Source organism: Novosphingobium sp. 63-713 (assembly GCF_001898925.1).
Taxonomy (GTDB): Bacteria; Pseudomonadota; Alphaproteobacteria; order Sphingomonadales; family Sphingomonadaceae; genus Novosphingobium.
The window spans coordinates 292,802-312,583 of the sequence record NZ_MKVS01000026.1 but is presented as its reverse complement, the minus strand read 5'-3'; the positions used below and the strand labels follow the sequence as shown (position 1 = coordinate 312,583).

Here is a 19,782-nt window from a genome sequence, read left to right as displayed (position 1 = left end):
GCCGCGCGATCGCGATCTGCGCGTTCAACGGATCGCGTCAAAAGGGGCATGGCCTGAGCCCCTCTGCATTAAGAGTGACAGGCTTCCTTGGCCACCGCTTCGAGCGCCAGAGCTGCGTTGCGAATATCGAAATGACGTTCAAAACAGGCCCGCGCCCGCTGCCCCATCTCGGCCCGTTCTTCGCCCGACAGGGCGGACAGACGCTGCAGCAATTCACGCGTCCCATCCAGCGTGTCCGGCGCCACAAAGCCCGCGCGCTTGTCCGCCACTTCGCGCCAGATATTGACCTTGTTCGAGATCAGCACCGGCACGCCGCAAGCCAGCGCCTCGGCGACGACAATGCCGAAATTTTCCTGATGCGACGGCAGGGTAAAGGCGAGCGCCGCACGATAGGCGCCCCACTTGGCGTCTCCGGTCAACATGCCGGGCCAATGGATGCGTGCGGCCAAACCAAACTTTGCCGCCAGCGCCTGCAATGATGCCTTGAGCCCGGTCTGATCCGGCCCCGCGAGCACCAGATCGATATCAGGATGGCGCGCGGCATATTCGGCAAAAGCCTCAATCAGCAGATCGCATCCCTTCTTTTCATGAATGCGGCTGAGATACAGCAGGAAGGGCCTGTCGCCCAGTTCCGGCACCGCCTGACGAAAAGCGGCAATCTGCTGATCGATCTCATCGGCCGGCGGATTGAACGCGCCATAGCCCACCACTTTCTCGCGCACCTGATAGGGCCAGAAAGCATCGCGGGCGAGCAGCTTCTCCTCTTCGGTGGTGAAAAGCACGCGTGAGGCATTGGCCAGCAAAGGCCCTTCATTCAACAGCCAGGACATCTGCTTGGCCATGGATTTGATCGGATAGTTCTGTTTGAACCATGGATCGAGCATGCCATGGGTATAGACCAGATAGGGCGTGTTGCCCCCCACCAGTCCCCAGCGGGCCGCCATCGTACTGAAATTCCACAGCCCTTCGATGATCGCGACGTCATATTCGTCACGATGCGCCCTGAGCCAGGGAATGGCGTAAGGAGAAAAACGGACACGCCTTTCCATCGCGCGAAGCAGCGCACTGCCCGCATTCGCCTCCTGCGTCGGCCTTCCGATGGCGATCACCCCCCCCGGGCAATCGGCCAGAAACGGCGCATCGGGCGAATCCATGGTCAGGATATCCTGTTCATGACCATTCCGTGCCAGTTCAACTCCTGTTCGCAACACTCCTTCGATAGGCCCACCTTCCGCCGGATCGGCGGAGGCTATGATCCGTAAAATCTTCATATCGCCCGGTCCGTCTGCGTCCCCATCAGATCCTCGGGTTTATATGGAATTTTTATGTCAGTTTGACTATCTCTAAATTTGTGGTTTACGCATTTTAACTTAGCTACGCAATTCAGTTATCACAGCACAAGAAATCAACCTCTTTGGATATATTTTCCTAAATTTTCATCCATATACCTCAAACCATCATCGGCATGGCAATAACATTTCCCCACCCAGACTTTCTAAATCCGCATCAATAGATAACTATAGTTACAACCCATACCGATGGATCATTTTTTAATATCGCAACATCGTAATATTCAGCAAAGCGCCAAGATCATTATCTGTAAATCCTTGTCTCACCGCCTAAATCCATAAAATGCCCCCCGGCGATGGCGGGCGCTTTATGCACCAATCCGCCGGAGCCTATGTGGCAGACTTGGCCATAGAATCGGACGCGGCGCCTTTCCCCGCCACCTGTTGGTTAAAGGACAGCAGCCAGCGCGACAGCGGCTTTTCCAGCCCGAGATGGCAGACGCCCCCCCGCAACCACCGACAGGGCAATCCCCATTAGCGAGCCGGCCATGGACCAATGGCGCGATACTTCGCCTCATCGCCCCGGCAATGAAATGTTACCACCGCCAAGGCGCGATGCCTCGGACCTGACGCTTTCGCTAATTTCAGACCGCTCGCCCGGCGCTATTTTTCCAGCATCTCCGCCAGGGCGCGACGGGCGCGATAGAGGCGCGTTTCCACCGCCTTGCCCGTAATGCCCAGCAAGGCCGCCACTTCGGCCTCCGCCATGCCCTCCACCCCGCGCAGCACGAGCACCTCGCGCTGGGACGCGGGCAGGCGGGCAATGGCGGCCATCGCCCGCGCCAGTTCCTGCCGGTCGGCCAGAGCGTCATCGGCCCCCACGGCCGGATCGGGCATGTTGGGCTCGTGATCCTCGGGCAGGGCGAAGGAGAACAACGCGCGCAATTTCCGGCGACGCGCGCGGTCGCGGCATTTGTTGAGCGCGATCCGCGCGATCCAATGCGCAAAGGGCCGCGTGCGGTCATAACGCCCCAGCGCGGCAAAGGCGCTGATAAAGCTCTGCTGGGTAATGTCCAATGCGGCGTCCTCGTCGCCGCAGGAGGCGCGCGCGATGCGGAACACCGCGTCGCGGTGGCGATGCAACAGGGCGCTGTAGGCCGCCTGCCGCCCGCCCAGCGCCAACGCGGCCAGATCGCCATCGCTCAATGCTTGACGGTTGAAGGCTTCCGGGCTCCGGGCGTCGTGCGCAGGCATCAGCGCGGCTGATCCGCCTCCGTGGCCGTCAGCATCCGGGCGACCCCGGCATCGAAACGCGCCGCCTGATCGGGGCGCAGCACCGCGCGCATGGCAAAGACATGCTCAAGCGTCGCCTTTTGCAGCGCCCCCATCGCGTGATGCGACCGGTCCACGGCGGCGGCCACGCGCGGACCATAGGAATGTTCATCGCGCAGGGCCGCCGCCAGATCGGCATTGGCCGCCCGCTGCTGCGCCACCAGTTGCGCCTTCTGCACGGCAAAGCCGGCGTTCATCGTCGCAATCCTTGCCTGCTGCGATGCATCCAGCGCCAGTTCGTCATGCAGCAATTGGTGCAGCGCGGTTTCATCCTGCGCCCGATGCGGCATCATCCGCGCCACCATCGCCCCGCCCAAGGCCCCGGCAAAACCCAGCGCCAGCGCCAGCAGCAACGATCCCTTGCGATTCACAGCGCCCGCTCCAGCAAGGTCGACGGCGCCAGCGCCAGCCCCTGCCCCAGCGGATCGACCGGCGCGCGCGGCGCCGCGCCCAACCCGGAAACCAGCGCCCCGGAAACCATCGCAATGGCCGCAATCCCCGCCAGCATCGGCACCGAGAGCGCCGGTTGCCGCGCACGCTCGGCGCCCTCAAGCACCGCGGCCTCGATTCCATCCAGCCGCGGGTCGGACTGCGCCGCGCCCAGTCGCGCCAGCAGATCGTCGATTTGCACCTTCATCCTAGCCTCGCCTCTTCGCAACTGACCTTCGCCTTCTATACGCAGCCATTGGCCCGGCCCCTCACTTTTTCTGCGAGGGGCATCGCCCTGCCATGCGTATCGGCTGATGACATCCCCCCAATCATCCAAAAGCGGAGAATTTGCCCATGCGTTTCCTGATCCTGCCCCTGATCGCCATTGCTACACCGGCGCTGGCTGCCCCGGCCCTGACCTCGGCCACCCCGGCCGAAGGCAGCGACACCGCCAATGTCACCCGCATCACGCTGAATTTCAGCGAGGCCATCGACCCGGCCGCCTCAGGCGTCGAGGTGCTGATGACCGGGATGCCCGGCATGGAGCATCATGATCCGATGAAGACCGGCGGCGTCAAGGTCGCCATTTCGCCCGACGGCCGCGCGATGGTCGCCACCCTGCCCCGCCCCCTGTCCGAGGGCACCTATGCCGCGCGCTGGCATGTGGCCAACAAGAGCGCCGAAAAGGCCAGCGGCGCCGTGACCTTCAACACGCACTAATACCGAGAACCCCCACCCCAACGCGACACTGTGCCGCCGGACCTATCATTTTCGGCAAAGTAATGTGCAGATCTGTCATAAGCTCGTCACAACACGGGGCTGCCTCGCGGCCTTGTTGAACGGGGGGCCGTATGACGATGAAACTGCCGCTGATCGCGCTGGTGGGTGGGGTGATGGCCTTGTTGGCCGCCCCTGTGGCGGCCCATAGCATCCGTTTTGCCCCGGACGCGCGCCGCCTTGCGCCGCTCCACGGCGAAGATGCGGCTTGTTTCCGTCTGCGCGATCCGGCTTTCCATGCCGATGGCCCGAATTGGAGCCAAAGCGGCGCCAGACACGATTTTATACTGCCTCCAAGCCTGAACCTGCCCCACGCGCCGGCCTGCACGCCGGAATGAGGAGCAGCCTTGTTACGGCGCTTGACCGCCCGGGAATCGCCTCGATAAGAGGATATAACATGACACAAGAATCTTCTGTATCCACGCGCCCGCCTTCCACGCGCCTGATCGCCATTGACGCCCTGCGCGGGCTGGTGATGGCTTTCATGCTGGTCGACCATGTGCGCGAAACCTTTTTCCTGCATTTGCAGGTCAGCGACCCGGTCGATGCCAATACCGTCGATCCGGGCCTGTTCTTCACGCGCCTGCTCTCCACCTTCTGCGCGCCGGTCTTTGTCGCGCTAACGGGCATGTCGGCATGGCTCTATGGCCAGTCGCACAGCAAGGGCGAGGTCAGCACCTTCCTCATCAAGCGCGGCCTGTTCCTGATCGCGCTCGAACTCTCGGTCGTGTGCTATGCTTGGCCTACGCAGGCGAACCACTTTCCCCCGCCCACCGTCTGGTTTCAGGTGATGTGGGCGATCGGCGGGTCGATGCTGGCGCTGGCGGCGCTGATCCATCTGCCGCGTGCGGTGCTGGTGGCGCTGGGTCTGGGCATTGTCACGCTGCATAATCTGCTCGACCCGATCCGGCTGGTCGAGGGCGATGCGTGGTATGTGCCATGGGCCTTGCTGCACCAGCGCGCCGCGATCCATGCGGTGGACTGGATGACGATCAAGATCACCTATCCCATCCTGCCGTGGATCGGGGTGATCGCGCTGGGCTATGGCATGGGGCCGTGGTTTGCGCGCGGGACCGATCCTGCGCCGCGCATCCGGCGTCTGGCGCTGCTGGGGCTTGGGCTGGTGCTGGGCTTTGTCCTGCTGCGCTTTGCCAATATCTATGGCGACAAGCCCTGGTTCGTGGCGCAAACCCCGCTGCGCACGGTGATGAGCTTCCTTGCGCTGACCAAATATCCGCCCAGCCTGCTGTTCCTGATGCCAACGCTTGGCGCAGGCTGCCTGCTACTGGCGTGGTTTGAACGGCTGGGCGATCATCGCGCGATGCCGATGCTGGCATGCCTTGGGGGGGCGCCGCTCTTCTATTACGTGCTGCATCTCTACACGCTCAAGCTGATCTATAATGTCGCCATGGCGATCTATGGCCCGGTGAAGGGTCAGTTCTTCGGCGTCGATCACCTGTCCACCGTGTGGATCTGGGTCGCGATCCTGCTGCCGGTGCTTTACCTGCCCACGCGCTGGTTTGCCGGGCTGAAGCAGCGCCGCCGCGATCTGGCATGGCTTAAATATCTCTGAAGCGGCGGGCGACGGGCGCGCGCATCAATCGTGCCGCGCCCCCCTTCTTTTCGACATGATCAACCGTCAGATCGCCCCGCTTCGATCAAAGATTCCTCATAAACGACATAGCCTCACAATTGTCACAAAAGAGACCGGCCGCCGCGAAAAGGACGGAAAACACAACGCGGCAGGATCGGTCCGACGCCCACGCAGGTTGAGAACAAGCATCCATCAGGGGGATATCCAGAATGATCGACCGATCCGCTATCAAACCCGTGCTGCTGGCAACAGCCGCGCTGCTCTCGACACCCGTATTTGCCGCCGACGAAGCCAGCTCCATCGTCGTCACTGGCCAACGCCAGGCCTATCGCGGCGATGTTCCGGTCAAGGAACTGCCGCAAACGATCCAGTTGATCGACGCCAAGCTGATGGACGTGGTCAACCTGACCAAGATGGATTCCATCACCGACATTGCCAGCGGCATCGTGCGCCAGAACAATTTCGGCGGCCTGTGGGACAGTTTCGCCATCCGCGGCTTTGCGGGCGATGAGAACTTCCCCACCGGCGTGCTGGTCAACGGCTTTAACGGCGGGCGCGGCTATGGCGGCGCGCGCGACGCGTCCAACGTGGAAACCATCGAAGTGCTCAAGGGGCCCAACGGCGCGGTCTTTGGCCGGGGCGAGCCGGGCGGCACGATCAACATCATCACCAAGAAGGCCAAGATCGGCAAAACCTTTGGCCGCATCGGGGCGCAGGCCGGTTCCTTCGACACCTATCGCGGCGAAGGCGACCTCAACATCGCCATCAGCGACAAGCTGGCCATCCGCGCCAATGGTGCGATCGAGGATACCGGATCGTTCCGCAACACGGTGAAATCCAGCAAGGAAGTCGTCAATCCCTCGATCCTGTGGCAGCCCACCGACAAGACCTCGCTGTCCTATGAGCTGGAATATGTCAGCCTGCGCACGCCGTTCGATCGCGGCATCGTGGCGATCAATGGCAAGCTGGGCGCGGTGTCGCGCAATACCTTCCTTGGCGAACCCGGCGATGGCCCGACCCGCGTCAACGTTCTGGGTCATCAGGCGCAGTTGCAGCAGAAGCTGGGCGGCGACTGGGTGGTGATCGCGGGCTTTGGCCTGCGCGAAACCAGCATGATCGGCTTTTCCGAGGACGCCGAACTGGCCACGGGGCGCCAGCCCATTTTCAGCACCGGCACCATGCTGGCCCGCCAGCGCCGCTATCGCGATTTCCGCACGCGCAACATCACCGGCCGCGCCGAAATTTCCGGCCGCATCGCCACCGGTCCCATCCTGCACCATGTCATGCTGGGCGCGGATGTGGATGAATTCGACATCAACACCTGGCAGACCCGCTATCGCCCCGTCGCCTATACCGCAGGCAGCCCGGTGACCGCGGCCAGCAATGCCATCAACGTCTTTGCACCGGTCTATGGCCTGATGCCCACGCCCAATGCCACCGTGCTCAACTCGCTGGAAAAGCAGAAGAGCTGGGGCATCTACTTTCAGGACCAGATGGACATCGGCGAAAAGGTCAAGATCCGTTTCGGCGGCCGCTTTGACCATTTCAACCAGTTGATCGGCGCCCGCGTGGGCAGCTTCAACCCCACGGTCAACACGGTCAAGGAACGCTTCAGCCCGACCGTCGGCCTGCTTTATGACGTGAACCCGCGCATGGGGCTTTACGCAGCATGGGGCAACGGCTTCCGTCCCAACAGCGGTCAGGACTTTGCCGGCCAGCCTTTTGCCCCGGAAACCAGCAAGTCCTATGAAGTGGGCGCACGCTATACCAGCAAGGTGATCTCGGCCTCGCTGGCGGTGTTCACCATGACCAAGGCCAATGTGCTGACGCAGGACCCGGACCCTGCGCATCAGGGCTTCTCCATCGCGGGCGGCAGCGCGCGCAGCACCGGCGTCGAGGCCGGGGTGGATGCTCACCTGCCCGGTCAGATCGACATCCACGGCACCTATGCCTATACCGATGCGCATTGGACCAGCACGTCGAAGGACTTCAACTTCGGCCTTGCCATCAATCCGGGGGCCAAGCTCATCAACATCCCGGCCCATACGGCCAACCTGTTGGTGACCAAGGGCTTTGATCTTGGCGAAAAGGGCAAGGTCACGGTGGGCGCAGGCGTCAATTACGTCTCCTCGCGTCTGGGCGAAACGGCCACGACCTTCTACCTGCCCGGCTACACGCTGACCCGCGCGCTGCTGACCTATGAGCCGACCAAGCGGATCCGGGTGGGCGTGGATGTCACGAATCTGTTCGATGTGACGTGGTACGCCTCGTCCTACTCGACGCTGTGGGTGGCGCCGGGTGCGCCGCGCACGATCATGGGGCGCATCAGCTACGCGTTCTGATTTCCATCCTGACTGGCCACCGCCTGCCCTCCCACGCAGGCGGTGGCTTTTTTGTGCCTTCTTGCCGGAAAACCGCCGATGAACCGCAAAAGCCTGTTGGTCTGGCACCGCCGCATCGCGCTGGCATTGGCGCCTCTGTTTCTGTTGCAGGCGGTGACGGGCCTGTTCCTGCTGATCCCCCCACCCGCGCTTGCCATCACATCCGGTCCTGCCTTGCCCCCATCGGCGCTAGTGGCCGGCGCGATGCGGGCCGCGCCGGGGTTTCGTGCCTTCCGCCTTGATTATTCGCCCGATGCCCCGGTGGTGGCGCGGATGACCAACGCTGCGGGCGAGCGCGTTTTCGTGGCCATCGACCCGGCGACCGGCCATGTGCTGGACAGCGGCTCGCTCTGGCATGACCCATGGCGTATCGCGCAGGAATGGCACAACAGCCTGTTTTCCGGTGTTATCGGCTCGACGCTGGTGGCGCTAGAAGCCATCGCCCTGCTGGCGCTGGCGATCAGCGGGATCATCTTCTGGTGGCCCGGCAAGGGGCGGCTGCGCCAGGGCCTGTCGATCCCGGCCCGCGCGCCCAAGCGTTTGAAATTGCGCCTGTGGCATCGCTCGACCGGAGTGGCAGCCTCGGCGCTGCTGGCGATGATGGCGGTGACGGGGCTGCTGCTGGTCTGGCCGTTGATCGTGCCGCCCGCTGCCGGGCCCTTTCTTGGCGATCCCGCGCGCACCGATCCTGCGCCGATGCTGGACGTCGCCTATGCCCGCGCCGCGCTGCCGGGCCAATCCTTGAGCGACATCCGTTTGGCCCCCTCGGGCCATGCGACATTCCATTTCGCGGCGCGGACTGGCAATCACTGGTATCTCGACACTGTCACGATCGAGCCGGATGGTCGCCCGCGCATCACCCGCGGCACCGATGCGCCCGAGCTGTGGATGCGGCTGTTGCCCTTGCATACGGGCGATGCGCTGGGCATTTTCGGGCAAATCCTCATCGCGCTGGTCGGCGGCGCGCTCCTCTTTCTTACCATCAGCGGCGTGATCGCATGGAACCGCGCCCGCAAAGGAAAAAGCAAATGACTATAGTACCCCGTGGCGGTTCCGCCACCATCGTACATTGCGGCGACCCCAAGCGCGGCGCGGCATGGGCCGAAATCTTCGCCCGCGATCTGCCCGAGGTGCCCTTCCGCTGCTGGCCCGACATTGGCGATGCGCAGGACGTGCGCTATCTGATCGCCTGGACGCTGTCCGAGGAAGTCATCGCCGCCCTGCCCAATCTGGAGGTGCTGTTTTCCATCGGCGCCGGGGTGGACCAACTCGACCTATCAATCCTGCCGCCCCATGTCCGCGTGATCCGCATGATCGAGCCGGGCATCACCACCACCATGGCCGAATATGTGACCATGGCGGTGCTGGCGCTGCACCGCGATCTGCCCGCGCTGGTGGCGGGACAGCGCGCGGGGACCTTTCCCTATATGCCGGTCAAGATGGCGCGCGAGCGCCGCGTGGGGATCATGGGATTGGGCGAACTGGGTCAGGCCGCGATCCGTATGCTGGCCCCCATCGGCTTTCGCCTCTCGGGCTGGAGCCGCAGCGGGCGCGAAATCGAAGGCGTGGAGACATTCGCGGGCGACGCGGGCATGGAGGCCTTTCTGGGCGGGCTGGATATCCTTGTCTGCCTACTGCCGCTGACGCCGGAAACGCGCGGCATTCTGTGCCGTGAAACCTTTGCCAAAATGCCGCGCGGTGCCGCTCTCATCAATGTCGCGCGCGGCGGGCATCTGGTGCAGGAGGATCTGCTGTCCGCGCTGGACGAAGGAGCGATAAGTGCCGCCTTCCTTGATGTCTCGACCCCCGAGCCCCTGTCCGAAAACCACGCATTGCGCAGCCATCCCGCGGTTTTCCTGACCCCCCATATCGCGGGCGTCACCCGCATCGACACAGCGGTTTACGCGCTGATCGACGCGCTCAAAGGCGTGATGGCGGGCCAGAGCGTGGCGGGCGACATCGACCGCAGCAGGGGTTATTGAGGGCGCGGCATAGTGTGCCGAAAGGCCCGCTTAAAAAACCGTATGCGCCCCCTTGCGCCGATGGCAATCGGCTTCTTCTTCCGGCGCGGCGGTGGCCTATTATGAAGGTGTTCGGTGCCGGTCGCGCACCCTTTTCAGGATGGACCCATGACCATTTTCACTCCCAAGTTCATCAGCTTCGACTGCTATGGCACGCTGATCAAGTTTCACATGGGCGAGATGGCCCAGCAGTTCTACGGCGATGTGATCGGCGAGGAAAAGATGCCTGCGTTCATCAGGGACTTTTCGGCCTATCGCTTTGACGAAGTGCTGGGCGCGTGGAAGCCCTATCGCGACATCATCGGCAATGCCCTTGCCCGCACCGCCAAGAAGTGGGGCGTTGCCTATGACGAGGCTTACGGCGAGGCGATTTATAACGCCGTGCCCACCTGGGGCCCGCACCCGGATGTGCCCGGCGGCCTGTCGAAAATCGGCACCAAGATCCCGCTGGTGATCCTGTCCAACGCAATGAACAGCCAGATCCACGACAATGTGGCCAAGCTGGGGGCGCCCTTCTACGCCGTCTATACCGCCGAAAGCGCACAGGCCTACAAGCCGCGCATGCAGGCCTTCGAATATATGTTCGATCAGCTCGGCTGGGGGCCTGAGGTCGGGATGCATGTCTCCTCCTCCTTCCGCTATGACCAGAACACGGCGACCGACCTTGGCTTTGGCACGCGCGTTTTCGTCGGGCGCGGGCATGAGCCTTCGAACGCGAATTACCGCGATGTCGAAATCCCGCACATCGGCTGCCTGCCCGCGCTGGTCGGCCTCTGATCGCGATGGAGCCTGTCCCCTCCCTCTGGCAAGCCACCGCCCCCGCCTTTACCGGCGGACAGGCGGGCGGCGTCGAAGGCCGCTATGATGTGGCCGTGATCGGGGGCGGGTTTACCGGCCTTTCGGCGGCGCTGGCGCTGGCGCGGGGCGGAGCGCGGGTGGCCCTGCTGGAGGCAGGCGCGGTGATCGGGGCGGCATCGGGGCGCAATGGCGGCCAATGCAATTCGGGCACCGCGCATGATTTCGGGGCTCTTGCCTCGGCCCATGGCGTGGACAAGGCGCGGCGCTGGTATCTGGCCCATTGCGACGCGGTGGACACGGTCGAACGCCTCGCCCGCGAGGAAGGCATCGACTGCGATTTCCGCCGCGCAGGCCGCGCCAAACTGGCCGCCAAGCCGGAGCATTTCACCAAGATCGAGGCGGCCTACAAGCTGCTCTCCTCCGAGGTGGACCCCAATGTTTCGCTGGTGGACGCCGATGGTCTGGCTCAGGAAATCCGCGCCGATGGGTTCTATGGCGCACTGATCCAGCATACCAGCGCGCAATTGCATGTGGGCCGTTTCGGGGTGGGCCTTGCCCATGCCGCCGCCCGCGCGGGCGCGCATATCTGGGAACAGGCGCCCGTTACCGGGATCAAACGTGAGGGCGCGGCCTATCGCGTGGAAACCTCGCGCGGCGCTGTCTCGGCATCGCAGGTGCTGGTCGCCACCGGCGGGGCCAGCCCGCAGGCGCCCTTCGGCTGGTTCCGCCGCCGCATCGTCACCGTGGGCAGTTTCGCCATCGCCACCGCGCCGCTCGACGCCGCCTTGGTCGATCACCTGTTCCCGGGCCGCCGCAATTACGTCACCAGCCGGATCATCGGCAATTACTTCCGCCTGACCGCCGACAACCGGTTGGTGTTTGGCGGGAGGGCTCGTTTTGCCCTGTCGAACCCGGCCTCGGATCTGAAGTGTGCGGATATTCTGGAAAAGGCCATGACGCGCCTGTTCCCCGATTTGGCGGGCACGCAAATCGACCACCGCTGGGGCGGCGCGATCGACCTGACGCAGGACCGCCTGCCCCGCGCGGGCGAGCATGAGGGCCTGTATTACGCCATGGGCTATTCGGGCCATGGGGTACAGATGGCCACCCATATGGGCGGACAGATGGCCAAGGTGATGGGCGGCGATGCCGATGCCAATCCCTTTGCCGATCTCGCCTGGCCCGCCATTCCCGGCCATCTGGGCAAGCCATGGTTCCTGCCCTTTGTGGGCGCCTATTACCGCGTGCTGGACTATTTCCAATGATGGACTTTTCACGCCGCGCCATGATGCTGGGCGGATTAAGCGCTGGCCTGGCGGGCCTGCCCGCGATGGGCGCCGCCCTGCCCAAACGCGGCGGTTCGATCCGCGTGGCCACGCAATCGGTCTCCACCGCCGATACGCTCGACCCGGCCAAGGGCGCGCTTTCCACCGATTATGTGCGCCATTACATGCTCTATTCGGGGCTGACGCGGATCGGGCATGATCTGCTCGCGCATCCTTCGCTGGCCGAACGGATCGAGAGCGCCGACCGGACCACATGGCATGTCGCGCTGCGCCGGGGCGTGCATTTCCATCATGGCGGCGAATTGACCAGCGCGGACGTCGTCTTCTCGCTGCTGCGTCACAAAGACCCCAAGCTGGGCAGCAAGATGGCCAGCCTTGCCGAGCAATTTGCCGAGGTGCGCGCCGATGGCCGCTATGGCGTGGTCATCCGCCTGACCGGGCCGAATGCCGATCTGCCCGCCCTTCTGGCGCAGTCGCATTTCCTGATCGTGCGCCACGGGGTGGATCGACCCGACGGCAATGGCACGGGCGCATTCCGCCTGGCCGAATTCAAGCCGGGCATCCGCACCGTGGTGGTCCGCAATCCCGACTATTGGGTGCCGGGCAAGCCCTATCTCGACCGCATCGAACTGATCGCCATTCCCGATGAGGTCAGCCGTATCAACGCGCTGTTGGCGGGCGATGTGCAATTGGTGAACGCGGTGGCCCCGCATTCCACCCGCCGCGTGGAGGCATCCCCGGCCCATGCCATCGCCACCACGCCATCGGCGCTCTATTCCAACCTGATCGCGCGGATGGATCGCCTGCCCAGCGGCAATCCCGATTTCATCGCCGCGCTCAAACATCTGGTGGACCGCCCGCTGGTCAAACGCGCGCTGTTTCGCGGCTATGCCACCATCGGCAACGATCAGCCGATCCCGCCCTTTCACCCCTATTACAACCCCGCCATTCCCCAGACCGCGCTCGATCTGGACCGGGCGAAATGGCATGTGCGGCGCGGCGGGTTGCAGAACGTGCGCCTGCCGATCTTTTGCGGCCCCGCGGTCGAAGGTTCGGTCGATATGGCCTCGGTGCTTCAGGAATATGGCGCGCGCGCGGGCCTCGATCTGGCCATTACGCGGGTGCCCTCGGACGGATACTGGTCCACGCACTGGATGCGTCACCCGCTTTCCTTTGGCAGCACCAATCCGCGCCCGACCGCCGATCTGGTCTTCTCGCTTTTCTACAAATCCGACGCCGCATGGAACGAGACGGGATGGAAAAACCCGCGCTTTGACCAGCTCCTGCTGGCCGCTCGGGGTGAGACAAACGAGGCAGACCGTAAGGCCATGTATGGCGAGATGCAGCAGATCGTGCATGACCAGTGCGGCTCGATCATCCCGGTCTTCATCAGCCTGATCGACGGCCATGACCGGCGGTTGCAGGGGCTCAACCCGCTGCCGATGGGAGGATTGATGGGCTATCAATTTGCCGAACACGTATGGTGGGCGGCATGAGCGGGGCAAAAACCGGAAAGGCCAGCCTTTGGCCGATGGTGGCCCGGCGGGTGGGTTCGGCGGCGCTGACGCTGCTGCTGGTCTCGATGGTGATCTTTGCCATTGCGGGCCTATTGCCGGGCGATGCGGCGCAGGAGGCCCTTGGCCAGTCCGCCACGCCCGAACAGGTGGCCGCGCTGCGCCACGAAATGGGCTTGGACCAACCCGCCCCGGTGCGTTACGCGCGCTGGCTCTCGGGCATGGTTCAGGGCGATGCGGGGCAATCGCTGGTGGCCGGTATGCCGGTGGGCGCGATCATTGCCGAACGCCTGCCCAACACGCTGATGCTGGCGGGGATGACGGCGGTGCTGGCGGTGCCTCTGGCGCTGATCATGGGCATTACGGCGGCGATCCGGCGCGGCACATGGATCGACCGGGCGATCAATCTGGCCTCGCTCTCGATGGTGGCGCTGCCCGAATTTCTGGTGGCGACGGTGGGCGTGCTGATCTTTTCGGTCAAGCTCATGTGGCTGCCCTCGATCGCGATGGTTTCGGCCGAGGCGAGCTGGAGCGACACTTTGCGCTCCTGCGCGCTGCCGATCCTGTCGCTGACGGTGGTGGTGGTGGCGCAGATGGCCCGCATGACCCGCGCCGCCATCGCGGATCAGCTTGACCGGCCCTATGTGGAAATGGCGCGTTTGAAGGGCGCTTCGCTCTCGCGCGTGGTGTTGGGCCATGTGCTGCCCAATTGTCTGGGGCCGATTGTCAATGCGATGGCGCTCTCGCTCTCCTACCTGATGGGCGGGGCGATCATTGTCGAAACCATCTTCAACTTTCCGGGTCTGGCCAGTTTGATGGTCAATGCCGTGACCAGCCGCGACATGCCCTTGTTGCAGGCCTGCGCGATGATCTTCTGCTCGGCCTATCTCCTCTTGATGCTGGTGGCCGATATGGTCGCGCTGCTGGCCAACCCAAGGCTGCGTGCGCAATGAAACGCTCGATCTCCCTTTTGGCCGGGGCCCCTCTGGCCACGCGCATTGCCGCCGGTTTCGTCGGCTTCTGGCTGGTGCTGGCGGTGGCGGGGCCTTGGGTGGCGCCGCATCCGGTGGGCGCCTTTGTGGATCAGGACGTGTTTTCCGGCCTGTCCGCGCGCTTCTGGCTGGGCAGCGATTATCTGGGCCGCGATGTGTTTTCGCGCCTGCTCTATGGCGCGCGCTATACGGTGTTTCTGGGTCTGGGCGCGGCATTGCTGGCGGCCTGCTGCGGCACGACCCTTGCGCTCTGGGCCACTTTGTCGGGCGGGATGGTCGATGAGATCATCTCGCGCGCGATGGACACGCTGATCTCGATCCCGTCCAAGATCCTTGCGCTGGTGCTGGTGGCGGCCTGCGGTTCTTCCCTGCCGCTCCTGCTGCTGATCTGCGCGCTGACCTATGTGCCGGGCAATTTCCGCATTGCGCGCGCGCTGGCGATGAACCTTGCCGCGCTGGATTTCGTGGCGGCGGCCCGCGCGCGGGGCGAGCGCAAATTCGCCATCGCCCTCCACGAGGTGCTGCCCAATATGATCCACCCGCTGCTGGCGGATCTGGGCCTGCGCTTCGTGTTCGTGGTGCTGCTGCTTTCGGGCCTGTCGTTCCTCGGCCTTGGGGTGCAGCCGCCCTATGCCGACCTTGGCTCGCTGGTGCGCGAGAATATCTCGGGCCTTACCGAGGGCGCGCCCGCCATCCTTGCCCCGGCGTTGGCAATTGCCGTGCTGACGGTGGGGACGAACCTGTTGATTGACGCCCTCAAGCCCGAGGACAAGCGATGAGCGCCCCCCATATCGAAGTTTCCGGCCTGACCGTGGCGGTGGGTGATGTGCCGATTGTTTCGGACATTTCCTTTGCCGTACAGCGCGGAGAGGTGCTGGCGCTGATCGGCGAATCCGGTTCGGGCAAGAGCACGACCGCGCTGGCCCTGATGGGATGGTGCCGCCATGGCGGACGCATTGCGAGCGGCACGATCCGCGTGGGCGGCATGGTGATCGAGGGCAAGAGCGAGGAAGAGCTCTCCGCGATCCGGGGCCGCCACATTGCCTATATCGCGCAAAGCGCGGCGGCGGCCTTCAACCCTTCGCGCCGGATCATGGCGCAGGTGATCGAACCGGCCATCATCCATCGCATCATGACGCGCCAGGAGGCCGAGGCCAAGGCGGTGGACCTGTTCCGCGCGCTGGCCCTGCCCTCGCCCGAGACGATTGGTGATCGCTATCCGCATCAGGTCTCGGGCGGGCAATTGCAGCGGCTGATGGCGGCGATGGCGCTGATTACCGATCCCGAACTGGTGATCCTGGACGAGCCAACCACCGCGCTCGACGTGACTACGCAGGTCGAGGTGCTCAAATGTTTCAAGGCTGCGCTGGCCCATTGCAACCATGGCCGGGGCGCCACCGCGATCTATGTCAGCCATGACCTTGCCGTGGTGGCCCAGATGGCCGACCGCATCGCCGTGCTTTTGAAAGGGCGGCTGGTGGAGGAAGGCCCGGCCGAGCAGGTGCTGACCGCGCCGCGCGATGCCTATACGCAGGTGCTGGTCAATGCGCCCCATCCGGTGCCTGCCGCGCCTGCGGGTGATGATGCCGCGCCGGTGCTCTCGGTGCGGGGGCTGACGGCGGGCTATGGCCGCGTTGTCGATGGAATGCCGCAGATTCCGGTGCTGCGCGATGTGGCGTTTGATCTGCCTGCGGGCGGCGCGCTGGGCATCATTGGCGAAAGCGGGTCGGGTAAATCGACGCTGGCCCGCGTGATCGCCGGGCTGCTGCCCGCCGCGCAAGGCGAGGTCCTGCTGAACGGCAGCGCTCTGCCGCCACGGCTGGAAGATCGCAGCCTCGATCAATTCCGCACCGTGCAACTGGTGTTTCAAAACGCCGATACCGCGCTTAATCCGGCCCATAGCGTGCGCCGCATACTTGCCCGCCCCTTGCAGCATTACCACGGGTTGACCGGCGCGGCGGCGGATCGGCGGGTGGCCGAATTGCTGGACCTGACGCGCCTGCCGCCCGAGGTGATCGACCGGCCGGTGACGAAACTGTCGGGCGGCCAGAAGCAGCGCGTCAACCTTGCCCGCGCGCTGGCGGCCGAGCCTAAGGTGCTGCTCTGCGATGAAGTGACATCCGCGCTCGATACGGTCGTTGGCGCGGCGATCCTCTCGCTGATCGAGGATCTGCGCCGCGATCTGGGGCTGGCCACGGTGTTTATCAGCCATGATATCCACGCGGTTTCGGCTTTGTGCGAAAAGGTGCTGGTGCTGTACGGTGGCACGCCGGTCGAACTGGCCACGCGGGCCGCGTTTAACGGGTCGCGCCATCATCCCTATACCAGCCTGCTCAAATCCAGCCTGCCCACGATGGACCCGCGCTGGCTCGACACCACGCGCGCGCCGATCCTGCGCGGTTTTCGCGTCGAGGGCCTCTGCCCGTTTCAGCCGCGCTGCGCCGAGGCCGTTCCGGGCCTGTGCGATGCCGTGCCCGCGCCGTTGCGCGAAGGCGATGGCATGCGCTGGCTGTGCCACCATTCCCCCAGCATCAAGGAACAAGCATGAGCGCCCGTTTCCGCCGCCTTGTCGAAACCGACCGGCCGCAGGTGAGCCTCACCATCGACGGCGTGGGTGTCACCGCGCTGGCGGGCGATACGCTGATGGTGGCGATGCTGACCAACGGCGATGCGTTGCGCAGCAGCGAATTTTCAGACCTTGAACCGACCGATGGCCGCCGCGCGGGCTTTTGCCTGATGGGCGCCTGTCAGGACTGCTGGGTCTGGACCGCGCAGGGCGAGCGTCTGCGCGCCTGTTCAACGCCGGTGCAGGGCGGCATGGAAATTTCGACTCACCAGCCGGAGGCGACATGGGCAACCATCGCGTAATTATCGTCGGCGCAGGCCCGGCCGGGGTGCGCGCCGCATCGGCCGTGGTGCGCGCGGGACTGCGCCCCATCGTCATCGACGAGGCCGCCCGCGCCGGCGGCCAGATCTATCGCCGCCCGCCGGAAAATTTCCAGCGCGACCACGAAGCGCTTTACGGCACCGAAGCGGCGCGCGCCCGCGCGATCCATGAGGATTTCGCCGCCCTCGTGCCCCATATCGACTATCGCCCCGAGACGCTGGTGTGGAATGTGGCCGAGGGCCATGTCTGGGCCGCGCATGAAGGCGAGACGCAGGCAATCCCCTATGACGCGCTGATCGTGTGCAGCGGGGCCAGCGACCGCGTGGCCCCGATCAAGGGCTGGCAGGCGGCGGGGTGCTATTCGCTGGGCGGGGCGCAGATTGCGCTCAAGGCTCAGGGCTGCGCCATCGGGCATCGGGTGATCTTCCTCGGCTCCGGCCCGCTGCTCTATCTGGCCGCCGCGCAATATGTGAAGGCCGGGGCCGAAGTGGCCGCCGTGCTGGACACCTCGCCCTTCTGGCTAAGGGTGAAGGCCGCGCCGAAACTGGCCGCGATGCCCGAACTGCTGTGGCAGGGAGTCAAGCTCCTGCGCGATCTGAAGCGCGCGGGCGTGCCTGTGCTGACGGGCGTGACGCCGGTGGAAATCGAGGGCGATACTCAGAGCGGCGTTTCGGGCGTGACCGTGCGCCACAAGGGCGCGGTCAAGCATTTCGCGGGCGATGCCGTGGCCATGGGCTGGCATGTGAAGCCCGAGGCGCAGATTGCCGATCTGGCCCGCGCAACCTTTGCTTTTGACGAGGCCACGCGCCAGTGGCTGCCCCAAACCGATGCCGATGGGCGGGCGGGCAATGCGCTTTACCTTGGCGGCGATGGAGCGCGGGTCTTGGGCGCGCGTAGCGCCGAGGTGACGGGCGAACTGGCCGCGATGGCCGCGCTGGCTGATCTGGGCCTATCGGTGGATGCTGATCGCCGCCGCTGGCTGCTGGCCGAAAAAGCCAATTACGCAAACTTCGCCAAGGGGTTGGCGCAGGCTTTCCCATGGCCACATGAACTGGTCGCCGCGATCCCCGATGAGGCCATCGTCTGCCGCTGTGAGGCCGTGACCGCCGCCACCCTGCGCGCCAGCGTGAACACCGCTCATGCGCAGGAAGCCAACCGCGCCAAGGCCTTCAGCCGCGTCGGCATGGGTCGTTGCCAGGGGCGCTATTGCGGCCATGCCAGCACCGAAATCATCGCGGCGGCGCGCAGCGTATCGCTGGAAAAGACCGGGCGCCTGCGCGGGCAGGCCCCGGTCAAACCTATCCCCGTGAGTCTGAAGCGGAACGACCTATGACCCAGATCCACCAGAGCGATGTCGCCATCATCGGTGGCGGTTTGATGGGATGCAGCGCGGCGCTTTTCCTGCGCCAGCGCGGCATGTCGGTGACGCTGCTGGAAACCGACAAGGTGGGGCGGCAGGCCAGCGGCACCAATTTCGGCAATGTGCGCCGTCAGGGTCGCCCGATCTTTCAGCTTCCCCTGGCCAATCGGGCGATCCGCATCTGGCGCGATTCCCCGCAATTGCTGGGCTCGGATGTGGAATATCTGCAAAGCGGCCATATCCGCGTGTGCTTCCGCGACCGCCCGGAAAATATCGGCAAAATGGAAGACTATGCCGCCCTTGCGCGTGAGGAAGGGCTGGACCTCGAATTGCTGTCCGCCAATGCCTTGCGGGAGAAATTTCCGTGGCTGGGGCCGGACGTGCTGGCCGGGTCCTATTCGGCCACCGACGGCCATGCCAATCCGCGCCTTGCCGCGCCTGCCTTTGCGCGGGCGGCGGCGCGGCTGGGGGCCTCCATCGTCGAAGACACCAAGATCGTCCACGCCGAGAAGGTGGGCGAGGATTTCCGCCTGACCGCCGAGGATGGCCGCCAATTTGCCGCGCCGATCCTGCTGATCACGGCGGGCGCATGGGCGGGCAAGATCGCGGGCTGGTTTGGCGAGGAAATCCCCCTCACCCCGCGCGCGCCGACGATGAGCGTGACCGAGCCGGTGCCCTATGCCATCGCGCCCGCCGTGGGCGTGATGACGCCCGATGAGGTGGAAACCGTCTATTTCCGGCAGGTGGCGCGCGGCAATATCGTGCTGGGCGGATCGACGCGGGCGCAATCCTATCCCGACGACTATCGCTCCTATGTCTTGCCGCAAAACACCATGACGCAGTTTCAGCATCTGCGCCGTCTGGCCCCGGCACTGGCCAATCTGCAGGTCATCCGCGTGTGGAGCGGGATCGAGGGCTATACCGATGACGCCCTGCCGATCATGGGGCCGAGCGCCAAGGTTTCAGGCCTGTTCCACGCCTTCGGCTTTTCGGGCAGCGGGTTTCAGATCGGGCCGGGCGTGGGCGAAACCATGGCTGAATTGATCGCCACGGGCGCGACCGATATTCCGCTCGAACATTATGCGGTGACGCGGTTTGCCAAATAAGTAAGGGGGCAAAGGT

The 19,782-nt window shown here is 64.6% G+C and carries 19 protein-coding genes; 15 read left to right on the top strand and 4 right to left on the bottom strand.

The features are described 5' to 3' along the window. Positions 1–68: 68 nt before the first annotated feature. The 4 genes from BGP00_RS12205 to BGP00_RS12190 all read right to left on the bottom strand — a co-directional run bounded on the left by BGP00_RS12205 (position 69) and on the right by BGP00_RS12190 (position 3,258). Positions 69–1,271, bottom strand: coding sequence for a glycosyltransferase (locus tag BGP00_RS12205; RefSeq protein ID WP_292689469.1), 1,203 nt, complete (start codon positions 1,269–1,271; stop codon positions 69–71). Positions 1,272–1,952: 681 nt separating this feature from the next. After that, the gene (locus BGP00_RS12200; protein WP_292689468.1) at positions 1,953–2,543 is read right to left on the bottom strand and encodes a sigma-70 family RNA polymerase sigma factor; all 591 of its coding nucleotides are present in this window, start codon (positions 2,541–2,543) and stop codon (positions 1,953–1,955) included. Beyond that, positions 2,543–2,992 (bottom strand): periplasmic heavy metal sensor, encoded by a 450-nt coding sequence (locus BGP00_RS12195; RefSeq protein WP_168602710.1) that lies wholly within the window; start codon positions 2,990–2,992, stop codon positions 2,543–2,545. Before BGP00_RS12195 ends, BGP00_RS12200 begins: the two co-directional genes overlap by 1 nt. After that, a complete protein-coding gene (locus BGP00_RS12190; protein WP_168602709.1) occupies positions 2,989–3,258 on the bottom strand; it encodes a hypothetical protein in 270 nt (89 codons plus the stop codon). Before BGP00_RS12190 ends, BGP00_RS12195 begins: the two co-directional genes overlap by 4 nt. 146 nt (positions 3,259–3,404) lie before the next feature. Between BGP00_RS12190 and BGP00_RS12185 the strand changes: the two genes are divergently transcribed. From BGP00_RS12185 to BGP00_RS12115, 15 genes are all read left to right on the top strand, one after another. Next, positions 3,405–3,770, top strand: coding sequence for a copper resistance protein CopC (locus tag BGP00_RS12185; RefSeq protein WP_292689467.1), 366 nt, complete (start codon positions 3,405–3,407; stop codon positions 3,768–3,770). Between the two features lie 131 nt (positions 3,771–3,901). Continuing rightward, entirely contained in the window at positions 3,902–4,165 is a 264-nt protein-coding gene (locus BGP00_RS12180) for a hypothetical protein (protein WP_292689466.1), read from the top strand. 59 nt (positions 4,166–4,224) lie between these two features. Continuing rightward, positions 4,225–5,400: a heparan-alpha-glucosaminide N-acetyltransferase domain-containing protein gene (locus BGP00_RS12175; protein WP_292689465.1), complete on the top strand. Its 1,176-nt coding sequence runs from the start codon at positions 4,225–4,227 to the stop codon at positions 5,398–5,400. Between the two features lie 230 nt (positions 5,401–5,630). Then, entirely contained in the window at positions 5,631–7,763 is a 2,133-nt protein-coding gene (locus tag BGP00_RS12170; protein ID WP_168602705.1) for a TonB-dependent receptor, read from the top strand. 78 nt (positions 7,764–7,841) lie between these two features. Beyond that, complete coding sequence (locus BGP00_RS12165; protein WP_292689464.1) at positions 7,842–8,834, top strand: PepSY-associated TM helix domain-containing protein; 993 nt, start codon at positions 7,842–7,844, stop codon at positions 8,832–8,834. Next, positions 8,831–9,784 carry a glyoxylate/hydroxypyruvate reductase A gene (locus BGP00_RS12160; RefSeq protein WP_292689463.1) on the top strand — a complete coding sequence of 318 codons (954 nt, stop codon included), beginning with the start codon at positions 8,831–8,833 and terminating at the stop codon, positions 9,782–9,784. Before BGP00_RS12165 ends, BGP00_RS12160 begins: the two co-directional genes overlap by 4 nt. Before the next feature lie 147 nt (positions 9,785–9,931). After that, the gene (locus BGP00_RS12155; RefSeq protein ID WP_292689462.1) at positions 9,932–10,600 is read left to right on the top strand and encodes a haloacid dehalogenase type II; all 669 of its coding nucleotides are present in this window, start codon (positions 9,932–9,934) and stop codon (positions 10,598–10,600) included. A gap of 5 nt (positions 10,601–10,605) precedes the next feature. Then, positions 10,606–11,886 (top strand): FAD-binding oxidoreductase, encoded by a 1,281-nt coding sequence (locus BGP00_RS12150; protein ID WP_292689461.1) that lies wholly within the window; start codon positions 10,606–10,608, stop codon positions 11,884–11,886. Further along, a complete protein-coding gene (locus BGP00_RS12145) occupies positions 11,883–13,403 on the top strand; it encodes an ABC transporter substrate-binding protein (protein ID WP_292689460.1) in 1,521 nt (506 codons plus the stop codon). The genes BGP00_RS12150 and BGP00_RS12145 overlap by 4 nt, the downstream gene beginning before the upstream one ends. Continuing rightward, on the top strand, positions 13,400–14,374 hold the full coding sequence (locus BGP00_RS12140; protein ID WP_246869998.1) for an ABC transporter permease: 975 nt from the start codon (positions 13,400–13,402) through the stop codon (positions 14,372–14,374). The genes BGP00_RS12145 and BGP00_RS12140 overlap by 4 nt, the downstream gene beginning before the upstream one ends. Further along, positions 14,371–15,192: an ABC transporter permease gene (locus BGP00_RS12135; RefSeq protein WP_168602698.1), complete on the top strand. Its 822-nt coding sequence runs from the start codon at positions 14,371–14,373 to the stop codon at positions 15,190–15,192. The genes BGP00_RS12140 and BGP00_RS12135 overlap by 4 nt, the downstream gene beginning before the upstream one ends. Continuing rightward, positions 15,189–16,961, top strand: coding sequence for an ABC transporter ATP-binding protein (locus BGP00_RS12130; protein WP_292689459.1), 1,773 nt, complete (start codon positions 15,189–15,191; stop codon positions 16,959–16,961). Before BGP00_RS12135 ends, BGP00_RS12130 begins: the two co-directional genes overlap by 4 nt. Then, positions 16,958–17,281 carry a (2Fe-2S)-binding protein gene (locus tag BGP00_RS12125; RefSeq protein ID WP_292689458.1) on the top strand — a complete coding sequence of 108 codons (324 nt, stop codon included), beginning with the start codon at positions 16,958–16,960 and terminating at the stop codon, positions 17,279–17,281. Before BGP00_RS12130 ends, BGP00_RS12125 begins: the two co-directional genes overlap by 4 nt. Beyond that, positions 17,263–18,633, top strand: a complete 1,371-nt coding sequence (locus BGP00_RS12120) for an FAD/NAD(P)-binding oxidoreductase (RefSeq protein ID WP_292689457.1) — start codon at positions 17,263–17,265, stop codon at positions 18,631–18,633. Before BGP00_RS12125 ends, BGP00_RS12120 begins: the two co-directional genes overlap by 19 nt. Next, positions 18,630–19,766: an FAD-binding oxidoreductase gene (locus tag BGP00_RS12115; RefSeq protein ID WP_292689456.1), complete on the top strand. Its 1,137-nt coding sequence runs from the start codon at positions 18,630–18,632 to the stop codon at positions 19,764–19,766. Before BGP00_RS12120 ends, BGP00_RS12115 begins: the two co-directional genes overlap by 4 nt. Positions 19,767–19,782 lie beyond the last annotated feature (16 nt).